Genomic DNA, 21,177 nt, shown 5'->3' with positions numbered 1-21,177 from the left:
TTTCTTCAGGGCCTGGTGTCAAGCTTGTCGGCCACGATCTTTGCGATTTCGGCAAGCGGCCCTGGCTGAACCATGTCCCGGTGCTCGCAGGCGATCGGGTGGTCCTCGATACGGCCTTCGACATGCGGTCGCCAACTCCGCGCCGTCGGTGTCCTCTCGTCCCGGCCCAGCGTGGCCGTGAAGTGCAGGAGCTCCCCACGGAAGCGGACGGGGTTGAATCCTGTCAGCAACTTGTTGTTGTTGATGAAGATGTCCATAAGCGCTGACGTGCTGCGGTCGTCGAGCGCGGCGAGCGCGCTGCCTTCCTGCCGGAGGATGTCCAGCGCAGCTGACCGGTCCAATTTGTCCCGGGTCGCATCGGCATCGATTCCCACGAAGTGGATGAGGTCTGCGAGCAGTTCCTTCTCCAAGCCGCCCGTTCTCTGGTCGGCCTGTTCCGGAACGATCGGATAGGCGTCGAGCATCGCCAGCAGCGCGACGCTCTCTCCCTTATCCTGCAGCTGCGTGGCTATGACATGGGCGACCATCCCGCCGAAGGACCAGCCCAGCAGGTGGTACGGGCCGTGCGGCTGCACCGCCCTCATCTGCTCCAGGTAGTCGCCGGCCATCTCCACGATGGTCTTCGGTAGTTCCGTGGGCTCGGCGAGCCCGCGAGCCTGCAGCCCGTAGATCGGACGGCCCGGTCCGAGATGCTTTAGCAGTCCCGCATAGCACCAGCTGAGGCCACCGCCGGGATGGATGCAGAAGAGCGGGGCTCTGTCACCGTTAGTCCTCAACGGCAGCAGGACGTCGAGCGCGCCTTCCTTGGTGTCCACGCCCAGGCGTTCGGCCAGGCCCGCCACGGTCGGCGCTTCAAACAAACTACGAATCGAAAGTTCCACGCCTAGCAGGTCCTGGATGCGGTTGATGAGGCGCGTCGCCAGGAGTGAGTGGCCACCAAGGTCGAAGAAGTTGCTGTCGATATCGACCCGGGACATCCCCAAGATTTCGGCGAACACGCCGCAGAGGATCTCCTCCTGGGGTGTCCGGGGGCCTCGGCCCGAGGACTCAGTGTCGATAACGGGCGCAGGAAGGGCCCGCCGGTCCACCTTGCCGCTAGGTGTCAACGGCAAGGCGTCCAGCATCACGATCGCGGACGGCATCATGTGCTCCGGCAACGCGCCGGCCAGGTAAGTGCGCAGCGCCGGAACGTCCACGTCGCAGCCCGACACAGGGACGACGTATCCGACGGGGCGTCCACCGCCCGGGCCCTCAGCGCGCAATGCCACGGCTGCCTGGGCGACGTCGGGGTGGCCAGCGAGGACCGCCTCGATCTCGCCTAGTTCGACGCGTATGCCCCGCACCTTCACCTGGGAGTCGGCCCGGCCCAGATACTCCAGCTCACCCTCGGCATTCCACCGCACCAGATCCCCAGTGCGATACATCCGCTCACCAGGAGTGAACGGATTCGCCACAAACCGCTCCGCCGTCAGACCAGGACGGTCGTGGTAGCCGCGGGCCAGGGCGGCGCCCGCGATGTACAACTCACCCGCAACACCCACCGGCACCGGCGCCAGCCCGGCATCCAGCACATACACCCGCGTGTTCCAAATCGGCCGACCAATCGGAGCCGTCGCCCGCCATCCCGTCACATCGTCCGACAGGGAATGGGCCGTGACCAGATGGGTCTCGGAAGGTCCGTAGTGGTTGTGGAGCCGACGACCGGGCTCAGCCGTGATGAACTCGCGCACGGCAGGGGTGAGCCCCAGAGCCTCCCCGCCTTGGCCGATGTGGTGGAGGGCGGGAAGGGTGCGGTGTTGTTCGAGCGCGGCTTCGCAGACCGCTTCCACCATGACGTTCGGCGCGTACAGTTCCGTGATTCGATACTCCTCCAGCCACCGGACGAACCGCGCCGCGTCCCGCCGCACATCAGCATCCGGAACCACCAGACGCTTACCCGACCCCAGCGTCTCCAGAATCTCCTGCGCCGACACATCGAAACTGATCGCCGTGAACTGCGCCACCGACGCCTCCGGCCCCGCCCCGATCGTCGCCACATGCCAAGCAATCAGATTGGCCAGCGCCTCCACCGTCATCACCACGCCCTTGGGTGTGCCGGTGGAACCGGACGTGTAGATCACATACGCCGGCGACTGCGGCCCCACCACACCCAGCCGCTCACCAGACTCGACATCGCCCGCGGGCAGACCGGCCAGCTCCTCCAGCACCGCCGGATCGTCCAGCAGCACCCGCTCCACATCCCCCGGCACGCCGGCCACCACCGCCTCGGTGGACACCAGCAACACCGGCGCCGCATCCCCCACCATGAACGCCAACCGCTCGCGCGGATACTCCACATCCAACGGCAGATACGCCGCCCCGGCCTTCAACACCGCCAGGACCGCCACCACCAACTCCACCGACCGCGGAACAGCCAGCCCCACCAACCGCTCCGGCCCCGCACCCCGCGCAACCAGCAACCGCGCCAGCCGATTCGCCCGCTCATTCAACTCCGCATACGAAACCTCGACCTCGTCACACACCACCGCCACCCCGGCCGGCGTCACCCGCACCTGCGCCTCGAACGCCTCCGAGAGCACGCTCGGGACGATCACCTCCCGGTCGGTGGCATTCCGAGCCTCGATGATCTGGGCACGCTCGTCCGCCGACAGCAGCTCCACCGCACCGACCCGCACACCCGGATCGGCCACCACCTGCTCCAGCACCCGCACCAGCCGTTCCACCAACGACACCACCGTGCCCCGGTCGAACAGATCCGTGCTGAACTCCACAAACCCCTCAAGCCCCAACGCCACACCCGACGCCGAGAACCGCTCATCGACGTTGAACAGCAAATCGAAGCGGGAGGTGCCCGTCCCCACCGGCATGCTCGAAACCTGCACACCCGGCAGAGACAGTTCACCACGCTCAGCACTCTGGAACGCCAGCATCACCTGGAACAACGGGTGATGTGACAACGACCGCGCCGGATTCAGCACCTCCACCAGATGCTCAAACGGCACATCCTGATGGGCATAAGCGGCCAGATCCGTCTCCCGCACCCGCCCCAGCAACTCCCGGAACGACGGATCACCGGAGACGTCGGTCCTCAGCACAAGAGTGTTGACGAAGAACCCGACCAGATCATCGAGCGCCTCGTCCATCCGCCCCGCGATTGGCGAACCCAACGCAATGTCCGACCCCGCACCCAGCCGCTTCAGCAACACCGCCAGACCGGCCTGCAACACCATGAACACACTCGCCCCACACTCCCGAGCCAGCGCCACAATCCGACCATGCACCTCCGCATCCACCGCCAGCGGAACCACATCACCGGCATAACTGGCCACCGCCGGACGCGGACGGTCCACCGGCAACTCCAGCTGCTCAGGCAGGCCCTCCAGCGTCTTCGACCAGTACGCCACCTGACGGCTCACCAGACTGTCCGGATCACCCTCATCACCTAGCAGTTCCTGCTGCCACAGCGTGTAATCCACATACTGCACCGGCAACTCCGACCACCCCGGCACACGCCCACCCGCCCGCGCCACATACGCCACACCAACGTCCCGCGACAGAGGTCGCAGGGACCAACCGTCACCCGCGATGTGGTGCAGTACCAGCAGCAGCACATGCTCGGTCGGCGACAGTTCGAACAGCGTCGCGCGAAGGGGGGTGTCCAGGGCGAGGTCGAAGGCGTATCGCGCCTCCTCGGCCAGTCGGCTCGGCAGCTCTGCTTCAATCGCCTCGATGACGACGAGGTCCGGCACAGCTACTGAAGCGTCCATCACGTGCTGGCGGGGGCCCTCCGGTCCGTCGGAGAATACCGTCCGCAGACTCTCGTGCCGCTCGACCACATCACCCAGCGCCAGCCTCAGCGCGTCCCGGTCCAGCTCACCCGACAGCCGGATCGCCATCGGCATGTTGTACGTCGCACTCGGCCCCTCCAGCCTGTGCAGGAACCACAACCGCCGCTGAGCGAACGACAACGGCACGATGTCCGGCCGCTCGACGACCCGCACCGCCGGCCGAGCCCCCTGGCCCTGCGACAACCGCTGTGCCAGGGCGGCCACCGTCGGCGCCTCGAACACCGCCCGCACCGACAACTCCACACCCAGCACCGACCGCACCCGGCTGATCAACCGCGTCGCCAGCAACGAATGGCCACCCAGCTCAAAGAAGCTGTCATCGACACCGACCTGCCCCACACCCAGCACCTCAGCGAACGCCGCACACAGCACCTCCTCCTGCGGCGACCGCGGACCACGCCGCACCCCCCGACCACCACCAAAATCGGGCGCGGGAAGGGCCCGCCGGTCCAGCTTCCCGTTCGGCGTCAACGGCAGCGCGTCCAGCACCACCACCGCCGACGGCACCATGTACTCCGGCAACACCTCCGACAGACGCCCACGCAGCACACGCTCATCCACCACACGCCCCGCACCCGGCACCACATAGGCCACGATGCGCTGATCACCGGGACGGTCCTCACGCACCATCACCGCCGCCTGGCCAACCTCCGGCCGGCCAGCCAGCACCGTCTCGACCTCACCCAGCTCGATCCGGAAACCCCGCACCTTCACCTGGGAGTCGGCCCGGCCCAGATACTCCAGCTCACCCTCGGCATTCCACCGCACCAGATCCCCAGTGCGATACATCCGCTCACCAGGAGTGAACGGATTCGCCACAAACCGCTCCGCCGTCAGACCAGGACGGTTCAGATACCCGCGCGCCAGACCCACGCCCGCCAGATACAACTCACCCGCAACACCCACCGGCACCGGCGCCAGCCCGGCATCCAGCACATACACCCGCGTATTCCAAATCGGCCGACCAATCGGCGGGGTGACAGTGTGGTCCACACCGGCGAACCAGGCTGTGGCATAGACCGTGGCCTCGGTCGGGCCGTAGATGTTGGCCACCTGGCACCCCGGCATGGCGGCCCGGATATCCGCGACCACCTGCGCCGAGAGTGCCTCCCCGGCCAGCACCACCGTCTGCGCCTTCACGGCCAGATCCGGTTGTCCGACCACCTGCGCCAGAGCCGAGGGAACCGCACTGATCAAGCTGCCCGACCACGGCCGGCCCAGCAGTGCCAGCACATCGCGCACCACCTCCACCGAGCCACCCGACACCAACGGAGCGAACAGCTCGAACACCGACACATCGAAACTCAGTGACGTCGCGGCCAGCACATGCGACAACCGCCCCCGGTCAAACGCCCGCACCGCCCAGGACAACAGATCAGCCACACTCTCCTGCGCCACCACGACGCCCTTGGGTGTGCCGGTGGAACCGGACGTGTAGATCACATACGCCGGCGACTGCGGCCCCACCACACCCAGCCGCTCACCAGACTCGACATCGCCCGCGGGCAGACCGGCCAGCTCCTCCAGCACCGCCGGATCGTCCAGCAGCACCCGCTCCACATCCCCCGGCACGCCGGCCACCACCGCCTCGGTGGACACCAGCAACACCGGCGCCGCATCCCCCACCATGAACGCCAACCGCTCGCGCGGATACTCCACATCCAACGGCAGATACGCCGCCCCGGCCTTCAACACCGCCAGGACCGCCACCACCAACTCCACCGACCGCGGAACAGCCAGCCCCACCAACCGCTCCGGCCCCGCACCCCGCGCAACCAGCAACCGCGCCAGCCGATTCGCCCGCTCATTCAACTCCGCATACGAAACCTCGACCTCGTCACACACCACCGCCACCCCGGCCGGCGTCACCCGCACCTGCGCCTCGAACGCCTCCGAGAGCACGCTCGGGACGATCACCTCCCGGTCGGTGGCATTCCGAGCCTCGATGATCTGGGCACGCTCGTCCGCCGACAGCAGCTCCACCGCACCGACCCGCACACCCGGATCGGCCACCACCTGCTCCAGCACCCGCACCAGCCGTTCCACCAACGACACCACCGTGCCCCGGTCGAACAGATCCGTGCTGAACTCCACAAACCCCTCAAGCCCCAACGCCACACCCGACGCCGAGAACCGCTCCCGCAGATTGAAGAACAGATCGAACCGCGACGTTCCCGTCCCCACCGGCTCGATACGACTCTCCAAACCGGGCAGAACAAACGCACCCTCAGGCGTGTTCTGCAACGCCAGCATCACCTGGAACAACGGGTGATGTGACAACGACCGCGCCGGATTCAGCACCTCCACCAGATGCTCAAACGGCACATCCTGATGGGCATAAGCGGCCAGATCCGTCTCCCGCACCCGCCCCAGCAACTCCCGGAACGACGGATCACCGGAGACGTCGGTCCTCAGCACAAGAGTGTTGACGAAGAACCCGACCAGATCATCGAGCGCCTCGTCCATCCGCCCCGCGATTGGCGAACCCAACGCAATGTCCGACCCCGCACCCAGCCGCTTCAGCAACACCGCCAGACCGGCCTGCAACACCATGAACACACTCGCCCCACACTCCCGAGCCAGCGCCACAATCCGACCATGCACCTCCGCATCCACCGCCAGCGGAACCACATCACCGGCATAACTGGCCACCGCCGGACGCGGACGGTCCACCGGCAACTCCAGCTGCTCAGGCAGGCCCTCCAGCGTCTTCGACCAGTACGCCACCTGACGGCTCACCAGACTGTCCGGATCACCCTCATCACCAAGCAGTTCCTGCTGCCACAGCGTGTAATCCACATACTGCACCGGCAACTCCGACCACCCCGGCACACGCCCACCCGCCCGCGCCACATACGCCACACCAACGTCCCGCGACAGAGGGGCGAAGGACCAGCCGTCAGCGGCAATGTGGTTCAGCACGAGCAGCAGGACATGTTCGGTCGGCGACAGCTCGAACAGCGTCACACGCAAAGGAAGATCGTTCGCCAGGTCAAAACCATCGGCAGCCGCGGCCGCCAGCCTCTCAGGCAGCTCTTCCTCCACCGTCGACACCACCGACAACCCCACGCCCGCCGCAGAGACACTCAGCACCCTCTGCTGCGGCACCCCATCAACCTCGGGAAACACCGTCCGCAGACTCTCGTGCCGCTCGACCACATCACCCAGCGCCAGCCTCAGCGCGTCCCGGTCCAGCTCACCCGACAGCCTCATCGCCAAGGGGATGTTGTACGTCCCGTTGGGGCCTTCCAACTGATGCAGGAACCACAACCGCTGCTGAGCGAACGACAACGGAATCATCGCGTCTCCCCCGGCCGCTGCATGCGACGCAGCTTCGGCCTCTGTGTCTTTTCAACCATTTTCAAGGAACTGGCCATACTCGCGACGGTGGGCGCATCGAAGATGCTTCCGATCGAAAGCTCAACCCCCAGCACCGATCGGACCCGGCTGATCAGCCGCGTCGCCAGCAACGAGTGGCCGCCCAGATCAAAGAAACTGTCATCGACACCGACCCGTGGCAGGCCGAGTACTTCAGCGAACAGATCGCACAGCACCTCTTCCTGCGGGGTGCGCGGCCTTCGTCCGCCCGCCCGTCCGCTGAAGTCCGGCGTAGGTAGGGCGCGACGGTCCAGCTTGCCGCTGGGCGTCAACGGCAGCTCGTCCAGCACCACCACCGCCGACGGCACCATGTACTCCGGCAATGCTTCGGACAGTTGCCTACGCAGCGAGGTAACGAGTGTTTTCTTCTGACGGTGGCCGGCGGGGTCGTTCGTCATTCCGGAGGTCGTCGACGTGCTCCCCTCCGCCGAAAGGTAGACGTCGGTGAGTGCGGCTGCCGTGTCCGTAGCAGTGTGGAACACAACGTCGAAGGCTCCGTCATGGCTGGCGCCCGACCACGTCGTCACCACGCCGTACCCTTGTTCTTCACCGAGTGCCTGGAACTGTTCGGGGTCCCATCCGGCGCTATCGGAATCGGCGGCTCGTCTGCGTACTTCCGCCATCGGCTCATCCGCTTCCATCGCATGCACCGCGGCGATCTCATGGGCCAGCCGCCCGTTGGCGACACCCGTGACGCGGAGAGCGGACGGCCGCTGCTGAGTCAGGTACCGAGCGAGCTCCTCCATGTCGGACACTTCGCGTCCCCATCGCAGGGAGTCGGCCTGTGCTAGGGAGACGGTCGACGTCGCTTGCTTGTGCAGGGTGACGTCGTATCGATAGCGGGTCAGCTCATTGAGGTGCCCACCTTGCTTGATACGGATGTCGACCGCGTTTACGTCGTGGAACAGGTCGGCCGAAGCTGCAAAGAAGGCGGGTGAGACGAGGAGTTCCTTCTCGTCGGACACGGCACGTTTGACTGCCCGGCGCACGGTCGGTACATCGTCCTCCGTGGCGGAACGCGCGAGTTGCACAGCGGCATGGAAGCTGCTCAGCAAATCAAAATTCCGCACATCGCCGATGAGCAGGCGGCCACCCGGCCTGAGGAGCCGAAGTGAGTTCTCCAGCACCTGAAGGAGATAGGAGCGACTCGGGAAGTACTGGACCACGGAATTGATGACTATCGTGTCGAAATGGTTCTCCGGCAGGTCGCTGGTCACGTCTGCGGGCCGACACAGGAGCGTCAGCCGTTCCGCGATCTCCGGATGTCCAGCGACGTCGGACCTCAGCTTATCGATGACGGCGGACGAGAAGTCGCTTGCCCAGTATTCGTCACAGTGCTGGGCGAGGTGGGCCAGCAACAGGCCACTGCCGACGCCGATCTCCAGGACGCGTTCCGGTGTGTGGCTCAGAATGCGCTCAACAGTCGCGTCTCGCCAGGCACGCATCTGTTCCAGGGGGATGGGCTCCCCGTCGTAGCTGCTGACCCATCCGGTGAAGTCGTCACCGAAGCCGGCGCTGTCCTTGGTCTGCCCGTAGATGGAATCGTAGACCTGCTGCCATTCGTCGACCTGTTCGTCCTCCACCTGGTCGCTCGACTGCGCTGATGCGGTCTTCGGTACGACATAGGCGACGATGCGCTGATCACCGGGACGGTCCTCACGCACCATCACCGCCGCCTGGCCAACCTCCGGCCGGCCAGCCAGCACCGTCTCGACCTCACCCAGCTCGATCCGGAAACCCCGCACCTTCACCTGGGAGTCGGCCCGGCCCAGATACTCCAGCTCACCCTCGGCATTCCACCGCACCAGATCCCCAGTGCGATACATCCGCTCACCAGGAGTGAACGGATTCGCCACAAACCGCTCCGCCGTCAGACCAGGACGGTTCAGATACCCGCGCGCCAGACCCACGCCCGCCAGATACAACTCACCCGCAACACCCACCGGCACCGGCGCCAGCCCGGCATCCAGCACATACACCCGCGTATTCCAAATCGGCCGACCAATCGGCGGGGTGACAGTGTGGTCCACACCGGCGAACCAGGCTGTGGCATAGACCGTGGCCTCGGTCGGGCCGTAGATGTTGGCCACCTGGCACCCCGGCATGGCGGCCCGGATATCCGCGACCACCTGCGCCGAGAGTGCCTCCCCGGCCAGCACCACCGTCTGCGCCTTCACGGCCAGATCCGGTTGTCCGACCACCTGCGCCAGAGCCGAGGGAACCGCACTGATCAAGCTGCCCGACCACGGCCGGCCCAGCAGTGCCAGCACATCGCGCACCACCTCCACCGAGCCACCCGACACCAACGGAGCGAACAGCTCGAACACCGACACATCGAAACTCAGTGACGTCGCGGCCAGCACATGCGACAACCGCCCCCGGTCAAACGCCCGCACCGCCCAGGACAACAGATCAGCCACACTCTCCTGCGCCACCACGACGCCCTTGGGTGTGCCGGTGGAACCGGACGTGTAGATCACATACGCCGGCGACTGCGGCCCCACCACACCCAGCCGCTCACCAGACTCGACATCGCCCGCGGGCAGACCGGCCAGCTCCTCCAGCACCGCCGGATCGTCCAGCAGCACCCGCTCCACATCCCCCGGCACGCCGGCCACCACCGCCTCGGTGGACACCAGCAACACCGGCGCCGCATCCCCCACCATGAACGCCAACCGCTCGCGCGGATACTCCACATCCAACGGCAGATACGCCGCCCCGGCCTTCAACACCGCCAGGACCGCCACCACCAACTCCACCGACCGCGGAACAGCCAGCCCCACCAACCGCTCCGGCCCCGCACCCCGCGCAACCAGCAACCGCGCCAGCCGATTCGCCCGCTCATTCAACTCCGCATACGAAACCTCGACCTCGTCACACACCACCGCCACCCCGGCCGGCGTCACCCGCACCTGCGCCTCGAACGCCTCCGAGAGCACGCTCGGGACGATCACCTCCCGGTCGGTGGCATTCCGAGCCTCGATGATCTGGGCACGCTCGTCCGCCGACAGCAGCTCCACCGCACCGACCCGCACACCCGGATCGGCCACCACCTGCTCCAGCACCCGCACCAGCCGTTCCACCAACGACACCACCGTGCCCCGGTCGAACAGATCCGTGCTGAACTCCACAAACCCCTCAAGCCCCAACGCCACACCCGACGCCGAGAACCGCTCCCGCAGATTGAAGAACAGATCGAACCGCGACGTTCCCGTCCCCACCGGCTCGATACGACTCTCCAAACCGGGCAGAACAAACGCACCCTCAGGCGTGTTCTGCAACGCCAGCATCACCTGGAACAACGGGTGATGTGACAACGACCGCGCCGGATTCAGCACCTCCACCAGATGCTCAAACGGCACATCCTGATGGGCATAAGCGGCCAGATCCGTCTCCCGCACCCGCCCCAGCAACTCCCGGAACGACGGATCACCGGAGACGTCGGTCCTCAGCACAAGAGTGTTGACGAAGAACCCGACCAGATCATCGAGCGCCTCGTCCATCCGCCCCGCGATTGGCGAACCCAACGCAATGTCCGACCCCGCACCCAGCCGCTTCAGCAACACCGCCAGACCGGCCTGCAACACCATGAACACACTCGCCCCACACTCCCGAGCCAGCGCCACAATCCGACCATGCACCTCCGCGCTCATCTGGATGTCGATGAGATCGCCTCGATAGCTGGCCACCGCCGGACGCGGACGGTCCACCGGAACGTCCAGCCGGTCGGGGATGTCCGTCAGGGCTGTCTTCCAGTAATCGACCTGACGGCTGATGACACTCTGCGGATCGCTCTCATCACCGAGCAGTTCCTGCTGCCACAGCGTGTAATCCACATACTGCACCGGCAACTCCGACCACCCCGGCACACGCCCACCCACCCGCGCCACATACGCCTCTGTGACGTCGCGCGACAAAGGCCGCAGGGACCAACCGTCGCCAGCAATGTGGTTCAGTACGAACAGCAGGACATGTTCGGTCGGCGACAGCTCGAACAGCGTCACACGCAAAGGAAGATCGTTCGCCAGGTCAAAACCATCGGCAGCCGCGGCCGCCAGCCTCTCAGGCAGCTCTTCCTCCACCGTCGACACCACCGACAACCCCACGCCCGCCGCAGAGACACTCAGCACCCTCTGCTGCGGCACCCCATCAACCTCGGGAAACACCGTCCGCAGACTCTCGTGCCGCTCGACCACATCACCCAGCGCCAGCCTCAGCGCGTCCCGGTCCAGCTCACCCGACAGCCGGATCGCCATCGGCATGTTGTACGTCGCACTCGGCCCCTCCAGCCTGTGCAGGAACCACAACCGCCGCTGAGCGAACGACAACGGCACGATGTCCGGCCGCTCGGATACGACCCGCACCGCCGGCCTGGCCGTACCGGCACTGGGAAGCAGCTGTGCCAGGGCGGCCACCGTCGGCGCCTCGAACACCGCCCGCACCGACAACTCCACACCCAGCACCGACCGCACCCGGCTGATCAACCGCGTCGCCAGCAACGAATGGCCACCCAGCTCAAAGAAGTTGCTGTCGACATCGACCCTGGAAACTCCCAGGACATCGGCGAACACTCCGCAGAGGATCTCCTCCTGGGGTGTCCGGGGGCCTCGGCCCGAGGACTCAGTGTCGATAACGGGCGCGGGAAGGGCCCGCCGGTCCACCTTGCCGCTGGGCGTCAACGGCAGCGCGTCCAGCACCACCACCGCCGACGGCACCATGTACTCCGGCAACACCTCCGACAGACGCCCACGCAGCACACGCTCATCCACCACACGCCCCGCACCCGGCACCACATAGGCCACGATGCGCTGATCACCGGGACGGTCCTCACGCACCATCACCGCCGCCTGGCCAACCTCCGGCCGGCCAGCCAGCACCGTCTCGACCTCACCCAGCTCGATCCGGAAACCCCGCACCTTCACCTGGGAGTCGGCCCGGCCCAGATACTCCAGCTCACCCTCGGCATTCCACCGCACCAGATCCCCAGTGCGATACATCCGCTCACCAGGAGTGAACGGATTCGCCACAAACCGCTCCGCCGTCAGACCAGGACGGTCGTGGTAGCCGCGGGCCAGGGCGGCGCCCGCGATGTACAACTCACCCGCAACACCCACCGGCACCGGCGCCAGCCCGGCATCCAGCACATACACCCGCGTATTCCAAATCGGCCGACCAATCGGAGCCGTCGCCCGCCATCCCGTCACATCGTCCGACAGGGAGTGAGCCGTGACGACGTGCGTCTCAGCGGGGCCGTAGTGGTTGTGCATGCGGCGGTCGGAGGATGCGGAGAAAAAGTCCTGCACCGCGGAACTCAGTCGCAGTGCTTCACCGGCCTGGCCGATGTGGTGGAGGGCGGGAAGGGTGCGGTGTTGTTCGAGCGCGGCTTCGCAGACCGCTTCCACCATGACGTTCGGCGCGTACAGTTCCGTGATTCGATACTCCTCCAGCCACCGGACGAACCGCGCCGCGTCCCGCCGCACATCAGCATCCGGAACCACCAGACGCTTACCCGACCCCAGCGTCTCCAGAATCTCCTGCGCCGACACATCGAAACTGATCGCCGTGAACTGCGCCACCGACGCCTCCGGCCCCGCCCCGATCGTCGCCACATGCCAAGCAATCAGATTGGCCAGCGCCTCCACCGTCATCACCACGCCCTTGGGTGTGCCGGTGGAACCGGACGTGTAGATCACATACGCCGGCGACTGCGGCCCCACCACACCCAGCCGCTCACCAGACTCGACATCGCCCGCGGGCAGACCGGCCAGCTCCTCCAGCACCGCCGGATCGTCCAGCAGCACCCGCTCCACATCCCCCGGCACGCCGGCCACCACCGCCTCGGTGGACACCAGCAACACCGGCGCCGCATCCCCCACCATGAACGCCAACCGCTCGCGCGGATACTCCACATCCAACGGCAGATACGCCGCCCCGGCCTTCAACACCGCCAGGACCGCCACCACCAACTCCACCGACCGCGGAACAGCCAGCCCCACCAACCGCTCCGGCCCCGCACCCCGCGCAACCAGCAACCGCGCCAGCCGATTCGCCCGCTCATTCAACTCCGCATACGAAACCTCGACCTCGTCACACACCACCGCCACCCCGGCCGGCGTCACCCGCACCTGCGCCTCGAACGCCTCCGAGAGCACGCTCGGGACGATCACCTCCCGGTCGGTGGCATTCCGAGCCTCGATGATCTGGGCACGCTCGTCCGCCGACAGCAGCTCCACCGCACCGACCCGCACACCCGGATCGGCCACCACCTGCTCCAGCACCCGCACCAGCCGTTCCACCAACGACACCACCGTGCCCCGGTCGAACAGATCCGTGCTGAACTCCACAAACCCCTCAAGCCCCAACGCCACACCCGACGCCGAGAACCGCTCATCGACGTTGAACAGCAAATCGAAGCGGGAGGTGCCCGTCCCCACCGGCATGCTCGAAACCTGCACACCCGGCAGAGACAGTTCACCACGCTCAGCACTCTGGAACGCCAGCATCACCTGGAACAACGGGTGATGTGACAACGACCGCGCCGGATTCAGCACCTCCACCAGATGCTCAAACGGCACATCCTGATGGGCATAAGCGGCCAGATCCGTCTCCCGCACCCGCCCCAGCAACTCCCGGAACGACGGATCACCGGAGACGTCGGTCCTCAGCACAAGAGTGTTGACGAAGAACCCGACCAGATCATCGAGCGCCTCGTCCATCCGCCCCGCGATTGGCGAACCCAACGCAATGTCCGACCCCGCACCCAGCCGCTTCAGCAACACCGCCAGACCGGCCTGCAACACCATGAACACACTCGCCCCACACTCCCGAGCCAGCGCCACAATCCGACCATGCACCTCCGCATCCACCGCCAGCGGAACCACATCACCGGCATAACTGGCCACCGCCGGACGCGGACGGTCCACCGGCAACTCCAGCTGCTCAGGCAGGCCCTCCAGCGTCTTCGACCAGTACGCCACCTGACGGCTCACCAGACTGTCCGGATCACCCTCATCACCTAGCAGTTCCTGCTGCCACAGCGTGTAATCCACATACTGCACCGGCAACTCCGACCACCCCGGCACACGCCCACCCGCCCGCGCCACATACGCCACACCAACGTCCCGGAGTGCCGGGCGGAGGGAACCGCCGTCGCCCGCGATGTGGTGCAGTACCAGCAGCAGCACATGCTCGGTCGGCGACAGCTCGAACAGCGTCGCGCGAAGGGGGATCTCCGCGGTCAGGTCGAACGCGTGGGCTGCGGCCTCAGCGGTCTCCCGCGCCAGCTCCGTCTCCGTCAACGGGACGACCGGGATGGCGACGTCCACCACATCCAGCACCCGCTGGTACGGCACCCCGTCGGCTTCCCCGAATACCGTCCGCAGACTCTCGTGCCGCTCGACCACATCACCCAGCGCCAGCCTCAGCGCGTCCCGGTCCAGCTCACCCGACAGCCGGATCGCCATCGGCATGTTGTACGTCGCACTCGGCCCCTCCAGCCTGTGCAGGAACCACAACCGCCGCTGAGCGAACGACAACGGCACGATGTCCGGCCGCTCGACGACCCGCACCGCCGGCCGAGCCCCCTGGCCCTGCGACAACCGCTGTGCCAGGGCGGCCACCGTCGGCGCCTCGAACACCGCCCGCACCGACAACTCCACACCCAGCACCGACCGCACCCGGCTGATCAACCGCGTCGCCAGCAACGAATGGCCACCCAGCTCAAAGAAGTTGCTGTCGACATCGACCCTGGAAACTCCCAGGACCTCGGCGAACACTCCGCAGAGGATCTCCTCCTGGGGTGTCCGGGGGCCTCGGCCCGAGGACTCAGTGTCGATAACGGGCGCGGGAAGGGCCCGCCGGTCCACCTTGCCGCTGGGCGTCAACGGCAGCGCGTCCAGCACCACCACCGCCGACGGCACCATGTACTCCGGCAACACCTCCGACAGACGCCCACGCAGCACACGCTCATCCACCACACGCCCCGCACCCGGCACCACATAGGCCACGATGCGCTGATCACCGGGACGGTCCTCACGCACCATCACCGCCGCCTGGCCAACCTCCGGCCGGCCAGCCAGCACCGTCTCGACCTCACCCAGCTCGATCCGGAAACCCCGCACCTTCACCTGGGAGTCGGCCCGGCCCAGATACTCCAGCTCACCCTCGGCATTCCACCGCACCAGATCCCCAGTGCGATACATCCGCTCACCAGGAGTGAACGGATTCGCCACAAACCGCTCCGCCGTCAGACCAGGACGGTTCAGATACCCGCGCGCCAGACCCACGCCCGCCAGATACAACTCACCCGCAACACCCACCGGCACCGGCGCCAGCCCGGCATCCAGCACATACACCCGCGTATTCCAAATCGGCCGACCAATCGGCGGGTGCTTGTCTTCCGTCTCGGAGGCGCAAGCGTGGTACGTGACGTCGACGGAAGCCTCGGTAGGGCCGTACAGGTTGTGCAGCGGGATGCTCAGAGTCGTATGGAACGCCTGTGCGAGGTCCGCGGTCAGGGCCTCGCCGCTGCAGATCACCTGCCGCAGGCTCGTACAGGTGGCCGCCGCGGGCCGGGACAGGAACGCCCGCAGCATGGAGGGCACGAAGTGCGCCGTGGTGACCTGCTGCTCGTTGATGAGGTCGGCTAGGTAGGCCGGATCTTTGTGGCCGCCAGGCCGTGCGATAACGAGGCCGGCGCCCGCGATCAGCGGCCAGAAGAACTCCCAGACGGATACGTCGAAACTCGACGGCGTCTTCTGCAGCACACGGTCCTCGCCGGTGAGGCCGTACTGGGCCTGCATCCACAGCAGCCGGTTAACTATCCCGCTGTGGGGAATCGGCACACCCTTCGGACGTCCCGTCGAACCTGAGGTGTATATGACGTATGCCGGGTGCTGCGGCAGCGGCGTCGTGGGGCGCTCGCCGGGCTCCGGCTGCTCCCGATCGTCGGCGGACCGAGCCAGGCGTATCCGGGTCTCGGGGCTGTCCAGCACGATCCGTTCCGGGGTCGAACCGGTCTGCGGCAGGAGGGTGGATGTCTCCTCGGTGACCAGCAGGAGGATCGGCTGCGCGTCGTCGAGTACGAAAGCCGTGCGCTCGGATGGGTCGTCCGGGTCGAGCGGCAGATAGGCCGCCCCGGACTTCAGCACCGCGAGGAGAGCGACGACCAGATCGATCGACCGGGGAACGGCCACTGCCACCACACGCTCGGGGCCGGCGCCGAAGCTTGTCAGCAGGGACGCCAGGCTGTCGGCCCGTGCATGCAGGTCCCCGTACGTCAGTTCGCTATCCTCGAAGACCAGAGCCGTACGGCCCGGTGTCCGGGCCGCCTGCTCTTCGAAGAGCTCCGTGAGCGTAAGTTCGACGACGTTGTGCGCGGTGTCATTCCACTCCTCTTCGATCCGAAGGTGCTCGGTGGTCGTGAGGATGTCGAGGTTCCTCACGGAGCTGTCTGTGTGGTTGACGGCAGCTTCCAGGAATCGCGTCAGGTACGCCCCGATGCGCTCCGCGGTGGCGTGGTCGAAGAGGTCAGCGCTGTATTCGATGCGGCAATCGATACCCGCGGGGGTGCCGTCCTCGGAGTGCAGTTCACTGTAGGAGAGCGAGAGATCGAATTTGGCCGTGCCGGTTCCGAGAGGCTGCAGGCTCGATGCGAGTCCGGGCAGGTCGATTAGGCCGGTATTGACGTCCTCTGCCGCGAGCATCACCTGGAACAACGGGTGATGCGACAGTGAGCGCGCCGGGCTGAGAACCTCTACCAGGTGCTCGAAGGGAACGTCCTGATGGGCGTATGCGGCCAGGTCCGTCTCCCGCACCCGCGCCAGCAGCTCCCGGAACGACGGGTCACCCGATACGTCCGTACGCAACACCAGGGTGTTGACGAAGATGCCCACCACGCCGTCGAGTGCCTGGTCGGTGCGACCGGCGATCGGGGAGCCGATCGGAATGTCCGTCCCCGCGCCGAGCTTGTGCAGCAGCGCGGCCAACGCCGCCTGGACGACCATGAACACCGTCGAACCGGTTTCGCGGGCCAGTGCGACCGCCGACTGGTGGGCGTCCGCGCTGAACGCGAAGGGCACCACACCACCGGTGAAGGTAGCCACCGCGGGGTGGGGACGATCCGCCGGGAGATTCAACCGCTCAGGTATCCCGGCGAGAGCGTCTGTCCAGTAGCCGACCTGCTGGCTGATGAGACTGTTCGGCTCTTCCTCGCTGCCGAGGAGTTCACGCTGCCACGCCACATAGTCCGCGTACTGCACGGGAAGCCGAGACCATTCGGGCGCCCTGTGCGCCGTACGAGCCGTGTATGCCAGGGCGAGGTCCCTGGACAGCGGAACGATGGACCAGCCGTCAGCGGCGATGTGGTGCAGTACCAGCAGCAGCACATGCTCGGTCGGCGACAGCTCGAACAGCGTCGCGCGAAGGGGGATCTCCGCGGTCAGGTCGAACGCGTGGGCTGCGGCCTCAGCGGTCTCCCGCGCCAGCTCCGTCTCCGTCAACGGGACGACCGGGATGGCGACGTCCACCACATCCAGCACCCGCTGGTACGGCACCCCGTCGGCTTCCCCGAATACCGTCCGCAGACTCTCGTGCCGCTCGACCACATCACCCAGCGCCAGCCTCAGCGCGTCCCGGTCCAGCTCACCCGACAGCCGGATCGCCATCGGCATGTTGTACGTCGCACTCGGCCCCTCCAGCCTGTGCAGGAACCACAACCGCCGCTGAGCGAACGACAACGGCACGATGTCCGGCCGCTCGACGACCCGCACCGCCGGCCGAGCCCCCTGGCCCTGCGACAACCGCTGTGCCAGGGCGGCCACCGTCGGCGCCTCGAACACCGCCCGCACCGACAACTCCACACCCAGCACCGACCGCACCCGGCTGATCAACCGCGTCGCCAGCAACGAATGGCCACCCAGCTCAAAGAAGCTGTCATCGACACCGACCTGCCCCACACCCAGCACCTCAGCGAACGCCGCACACAGCACCTCCTCCTGCGGCGACCGCGGACCACGCCGCACCCCCCGACCACCACCAAAATCGGGCGCGGGAAGGGCCCGCCGGTCCAGCTTCCCGTTCGGCGTCAACGGCAGCGCGTCCAGCACCACCACCGCCGACGGCACCATGTACTCCGGCAACACCTCCGACAGACGCCCACGCAGCACACGCTCATCCACCACACGCCCCGCACCCGGCACCACATAGGCCACGATGCGCTGATCACCGGGACGGTCCTCACGCACCATCACCGCCGCCTGGCCAACCTCCGGCCGGCCAGCCAGCACCGTCTCGACCTCACCCAGCTCGATCCGGAAACCCCGCACCTTCACCTGGGAGTCGGCCCGGCCCAGATACTCCAGCTCACCCTCGGCATTCCACCGCACCAGATCCCCAGTGCGATACATCCGCTCACCAGGAGTGAACGGATTCGCCACAAACCGCTCCGCCGTCAGACCAGGACGGTTCAGATACCCGCGCGCCAGACCCACGCCCGCCAGATACAACTCACCCGCAACACCCACCGGCACCGGCGCCAGCCCGGCATCCAGCACATACACCCGCGTATTCCAAATCGGCCGACCAATCGGCGGGGTACCCGTCCCAGTGAGGGGACCGGTCATGGTCGCGCAGACCGTGCTCTCGGTCGGGCCGTAGGCGTTGATCATTGTCCGCCCGGGGGCCCAGTCGCTGACAAGGGCTGCCGATGACGCCTCGCCGGCGACCACCAGGGTGGTCACCATAGGGAGGGAGTCCGGTGCCATGATCGCCAAAGCTGCGGGGGGAATCGTGGCATGGGTGACACGGTGTTCCGCTGCCAGCTCGGCGAGGGCGGGCCCTGGCGCGAGGCGCTGATTGTCGGCGAGCACCAGGGCCGCGCCAGTCAACAGCGCCATGCACCATTCCCAGAACATCGCGTCGAAGCTCGGTGAGGCGAACTGCAGGACCCTGCTGTCCGCGCCTACACCAAGCCCGTCAACCTGTTGGGAGACTAGGCTCGCGGCACCTGCGTGGGTCACCACGACGCCCTTGGGTGTGCCGGTGGAACCGGACGTGTAGATCACATACGCCGGCGACTGCGGCCCCACCACACCCAGCCGCTCACCAGACTCGACATCGCCCGCGGGCAGACCGGCCAGCTCCTCCAGCACCGCCGGATCGTCCAGCAGCACCCGCTCCACATCCCCCGGCACGCCGGCCACCACCGCCTCGGTGGACACCAGCAACACCGGCGCCGCATCCCCCACCATGAACGCCAACCGCTCGCGCGGATACTCCACATCCAACGGCAGATACGCCGCCCCGGCCTTCAACACCGCCAGGACCGCCACCACCAACTCCACCGACCGCGGAACAGCCAGCCCCACCAACCGCTCCGGCCCCGCACCCCGCGCAACCAGCAACCGCGCCAGCCGATTCGCCCGCTCATTCAACTCCGCATACGAAACCTCGACCTCGTCACACACCACCGCCACCCCGGCCGGCGTCACCCGCACCTGCGCCTCGAACGCCTCCGAGAGCACGCTCGGGACGATCACCTCCCGGTCGGTGGCATTCCGAGCCTCGATGATCTGGGCACGCTCGTCCGCCGACAGCAGCACGGCCCGTGCGATCGGCTGGTCGATGCCGACGGAGAGGGACGATTCGAGAAAGCGAAGGAATCGCTGTTGCAGCGTCACGATCTCGGACGGGCTGTAAAGCTGCGGGTTTGCGTCGAAGTCCAGGCGGATGTCCTGGCCGTCATGGGTGTCGTAGACGGCGATCGAAAGGTCCTCCACGGGACCGTTAGAGATGTTGTGGAAGTAGGTGCGGTGTGGCCCCATGCGCAGGTCGTAGTCGAACGACATGTAGTTGACGAGCGGGCCGAAGATGTTCTGGCGTCCCCCGCGGGCCGGCAGGTCGCGCCGGAGTTCTTCGCTGCTATACCGAAGGTGGCGCAGTGCCTGGAAACTCTCCTGTGACGTTTGCCGGATGAGGTCCGTCATGATCGTGGCGGAGCCGATCGGGATTCGGAGCGGAACCGCGTGGGCGAGCATGCCCGGGACGCGTCGCAGCCAGCTGCTGTCCCGGCCCGTGACGGCGAGACCGAGGACGACTTCACGCGCGTTGGTCATCCGCTGGAGAAACGCCGCCACCGCAGCAGTGATCACGTTGGGAACGGTAGTGCCCGTCTCCGCAGCTGCCTTGCGGACCAACTGCCAGACTCCGTGCGGGAGGTAGGCCGTGCGGCGCAGGAAGGTGGACGGCATGGCCATGGGCGGGCCAGCCAGCCGTACGGTTTCAGGCTGGTCGTGGAAGCGGTTGAGCCAGTACGTTCGGCTCTTCTCGTAGCGGGCCGACTGACGGTACTCCGCTTCGTCGTCGAGGAGAGACGTCAGAGAACCGAAGCGGGTGGCCGGGACCGGCTGATCGTCAACCAGCGATGTGTACACTTCGGCGACCCGCCGGATTATGAGGGAATGGCTCAGCGCGTCGAGCACGATGTGGTGACTGCCCTCGTACCACAAGAAGCGGTCGGGGGCGACGGTGAAGAGGGCCTGGCGGAAGAGCGGGCCTTGCGCGAGGTTGTACGGCTTGGCGAGATCGGCCCGCATCCACTCCTCGGCGGCGGCCCGTGGGTCCGGGGCGTCGCTGACGTCGATGTGGTGAAGTGGCCACCGCGACGGCGGCTCGAGGATCTGTCCCGGCTCACCCTCCTGCTCGACAAATCGCACGTGAAGCGCCTCGGCCTCGGATACGGTCTGACGCAGCGCTGCCTCGAACAGTGTCGCGTCGATCGGGCCGAGTATTTCCAGATAGCCCCCGACGTTGTAGAACGGATTGGCCACGTCTAGCTGCTGCGCAAACCACACTTCGCGCTGAGCCGAGGACAATGGCAGGACAATTCCGCGGCGGCCACTGGACAACGTAATGCTCCCGTCTTCACGCATTTTGAACCAGCTGTTGAGAAGCG

Annotated in this window: 2 protein-coding genes; both read right to left on the bottom strand. The window is 66.6% G+C overall.

What is annotated here, in order from left to right:
- Positions 1 to 5: 5 nt before the first annotated feature.
- On the bottom strand, positions 6 to 7,148 hold the full coding sequence (locus CEB94_RS32950) for an amino acid adenylation domain-containing protein (RefSeq protein ID WP_175435634.1): 7,143 nt from the start codon (positions 7,146 to 7,148) through the stop codon (positions 6 to 8).
- Positions 7,145 to 21,154 (bottom strand): non-ribosomal peptide synthetase, encoded by a 14,010-nt coding sequence (locus tag CEB94_RS32945; protein WP_281292537.1) that lies wholly within the window; start codon positions 21,152 to 21,154, stop codon positions 7,145 to 7,147. The genes CEB94_RS32950 and CEB94_RS32945 overlap by 4 nt, the downstream gene beginning before the upstream one ends.
- Between the last annotated feature and the right edge of the window lie 23 nt (positions 21,155 to 21,177).

The sequence above is a fragment of the Streptomyces hawaiiensis genome (assembly GCF_004803895.1).
GTDB lineage: Bacteria > Actinomycetota > Actinomycetes > Streptomycetales > Streptomycetaceae > Streptomyces > Streptomyces hawaiiensis.
The sequence above is the reverse complement of the archived record's forward strand: the minus strand, read 5'-3'. Positions and strand labels throughout refer to the sequence as shown.

Bases quoted from the DNA above. Each gene is read 5' to 3' on its own strand.
- CEB94_RS32945 (WP_281292537.1), bottom strand. From the start codon at position 21,154: ATGCGTGAAGACGGGAGCATTACGTTGTCCAGTGGCCGCCGCGGAATT.
- CEB94_RS32950 (WP_175435634.1), bottom strand. From the start codon at position 7,148: ATGATTCCGTTGTCGTTCGCTCAGCAGCGGTTGTGGTTCCTGCATCAG.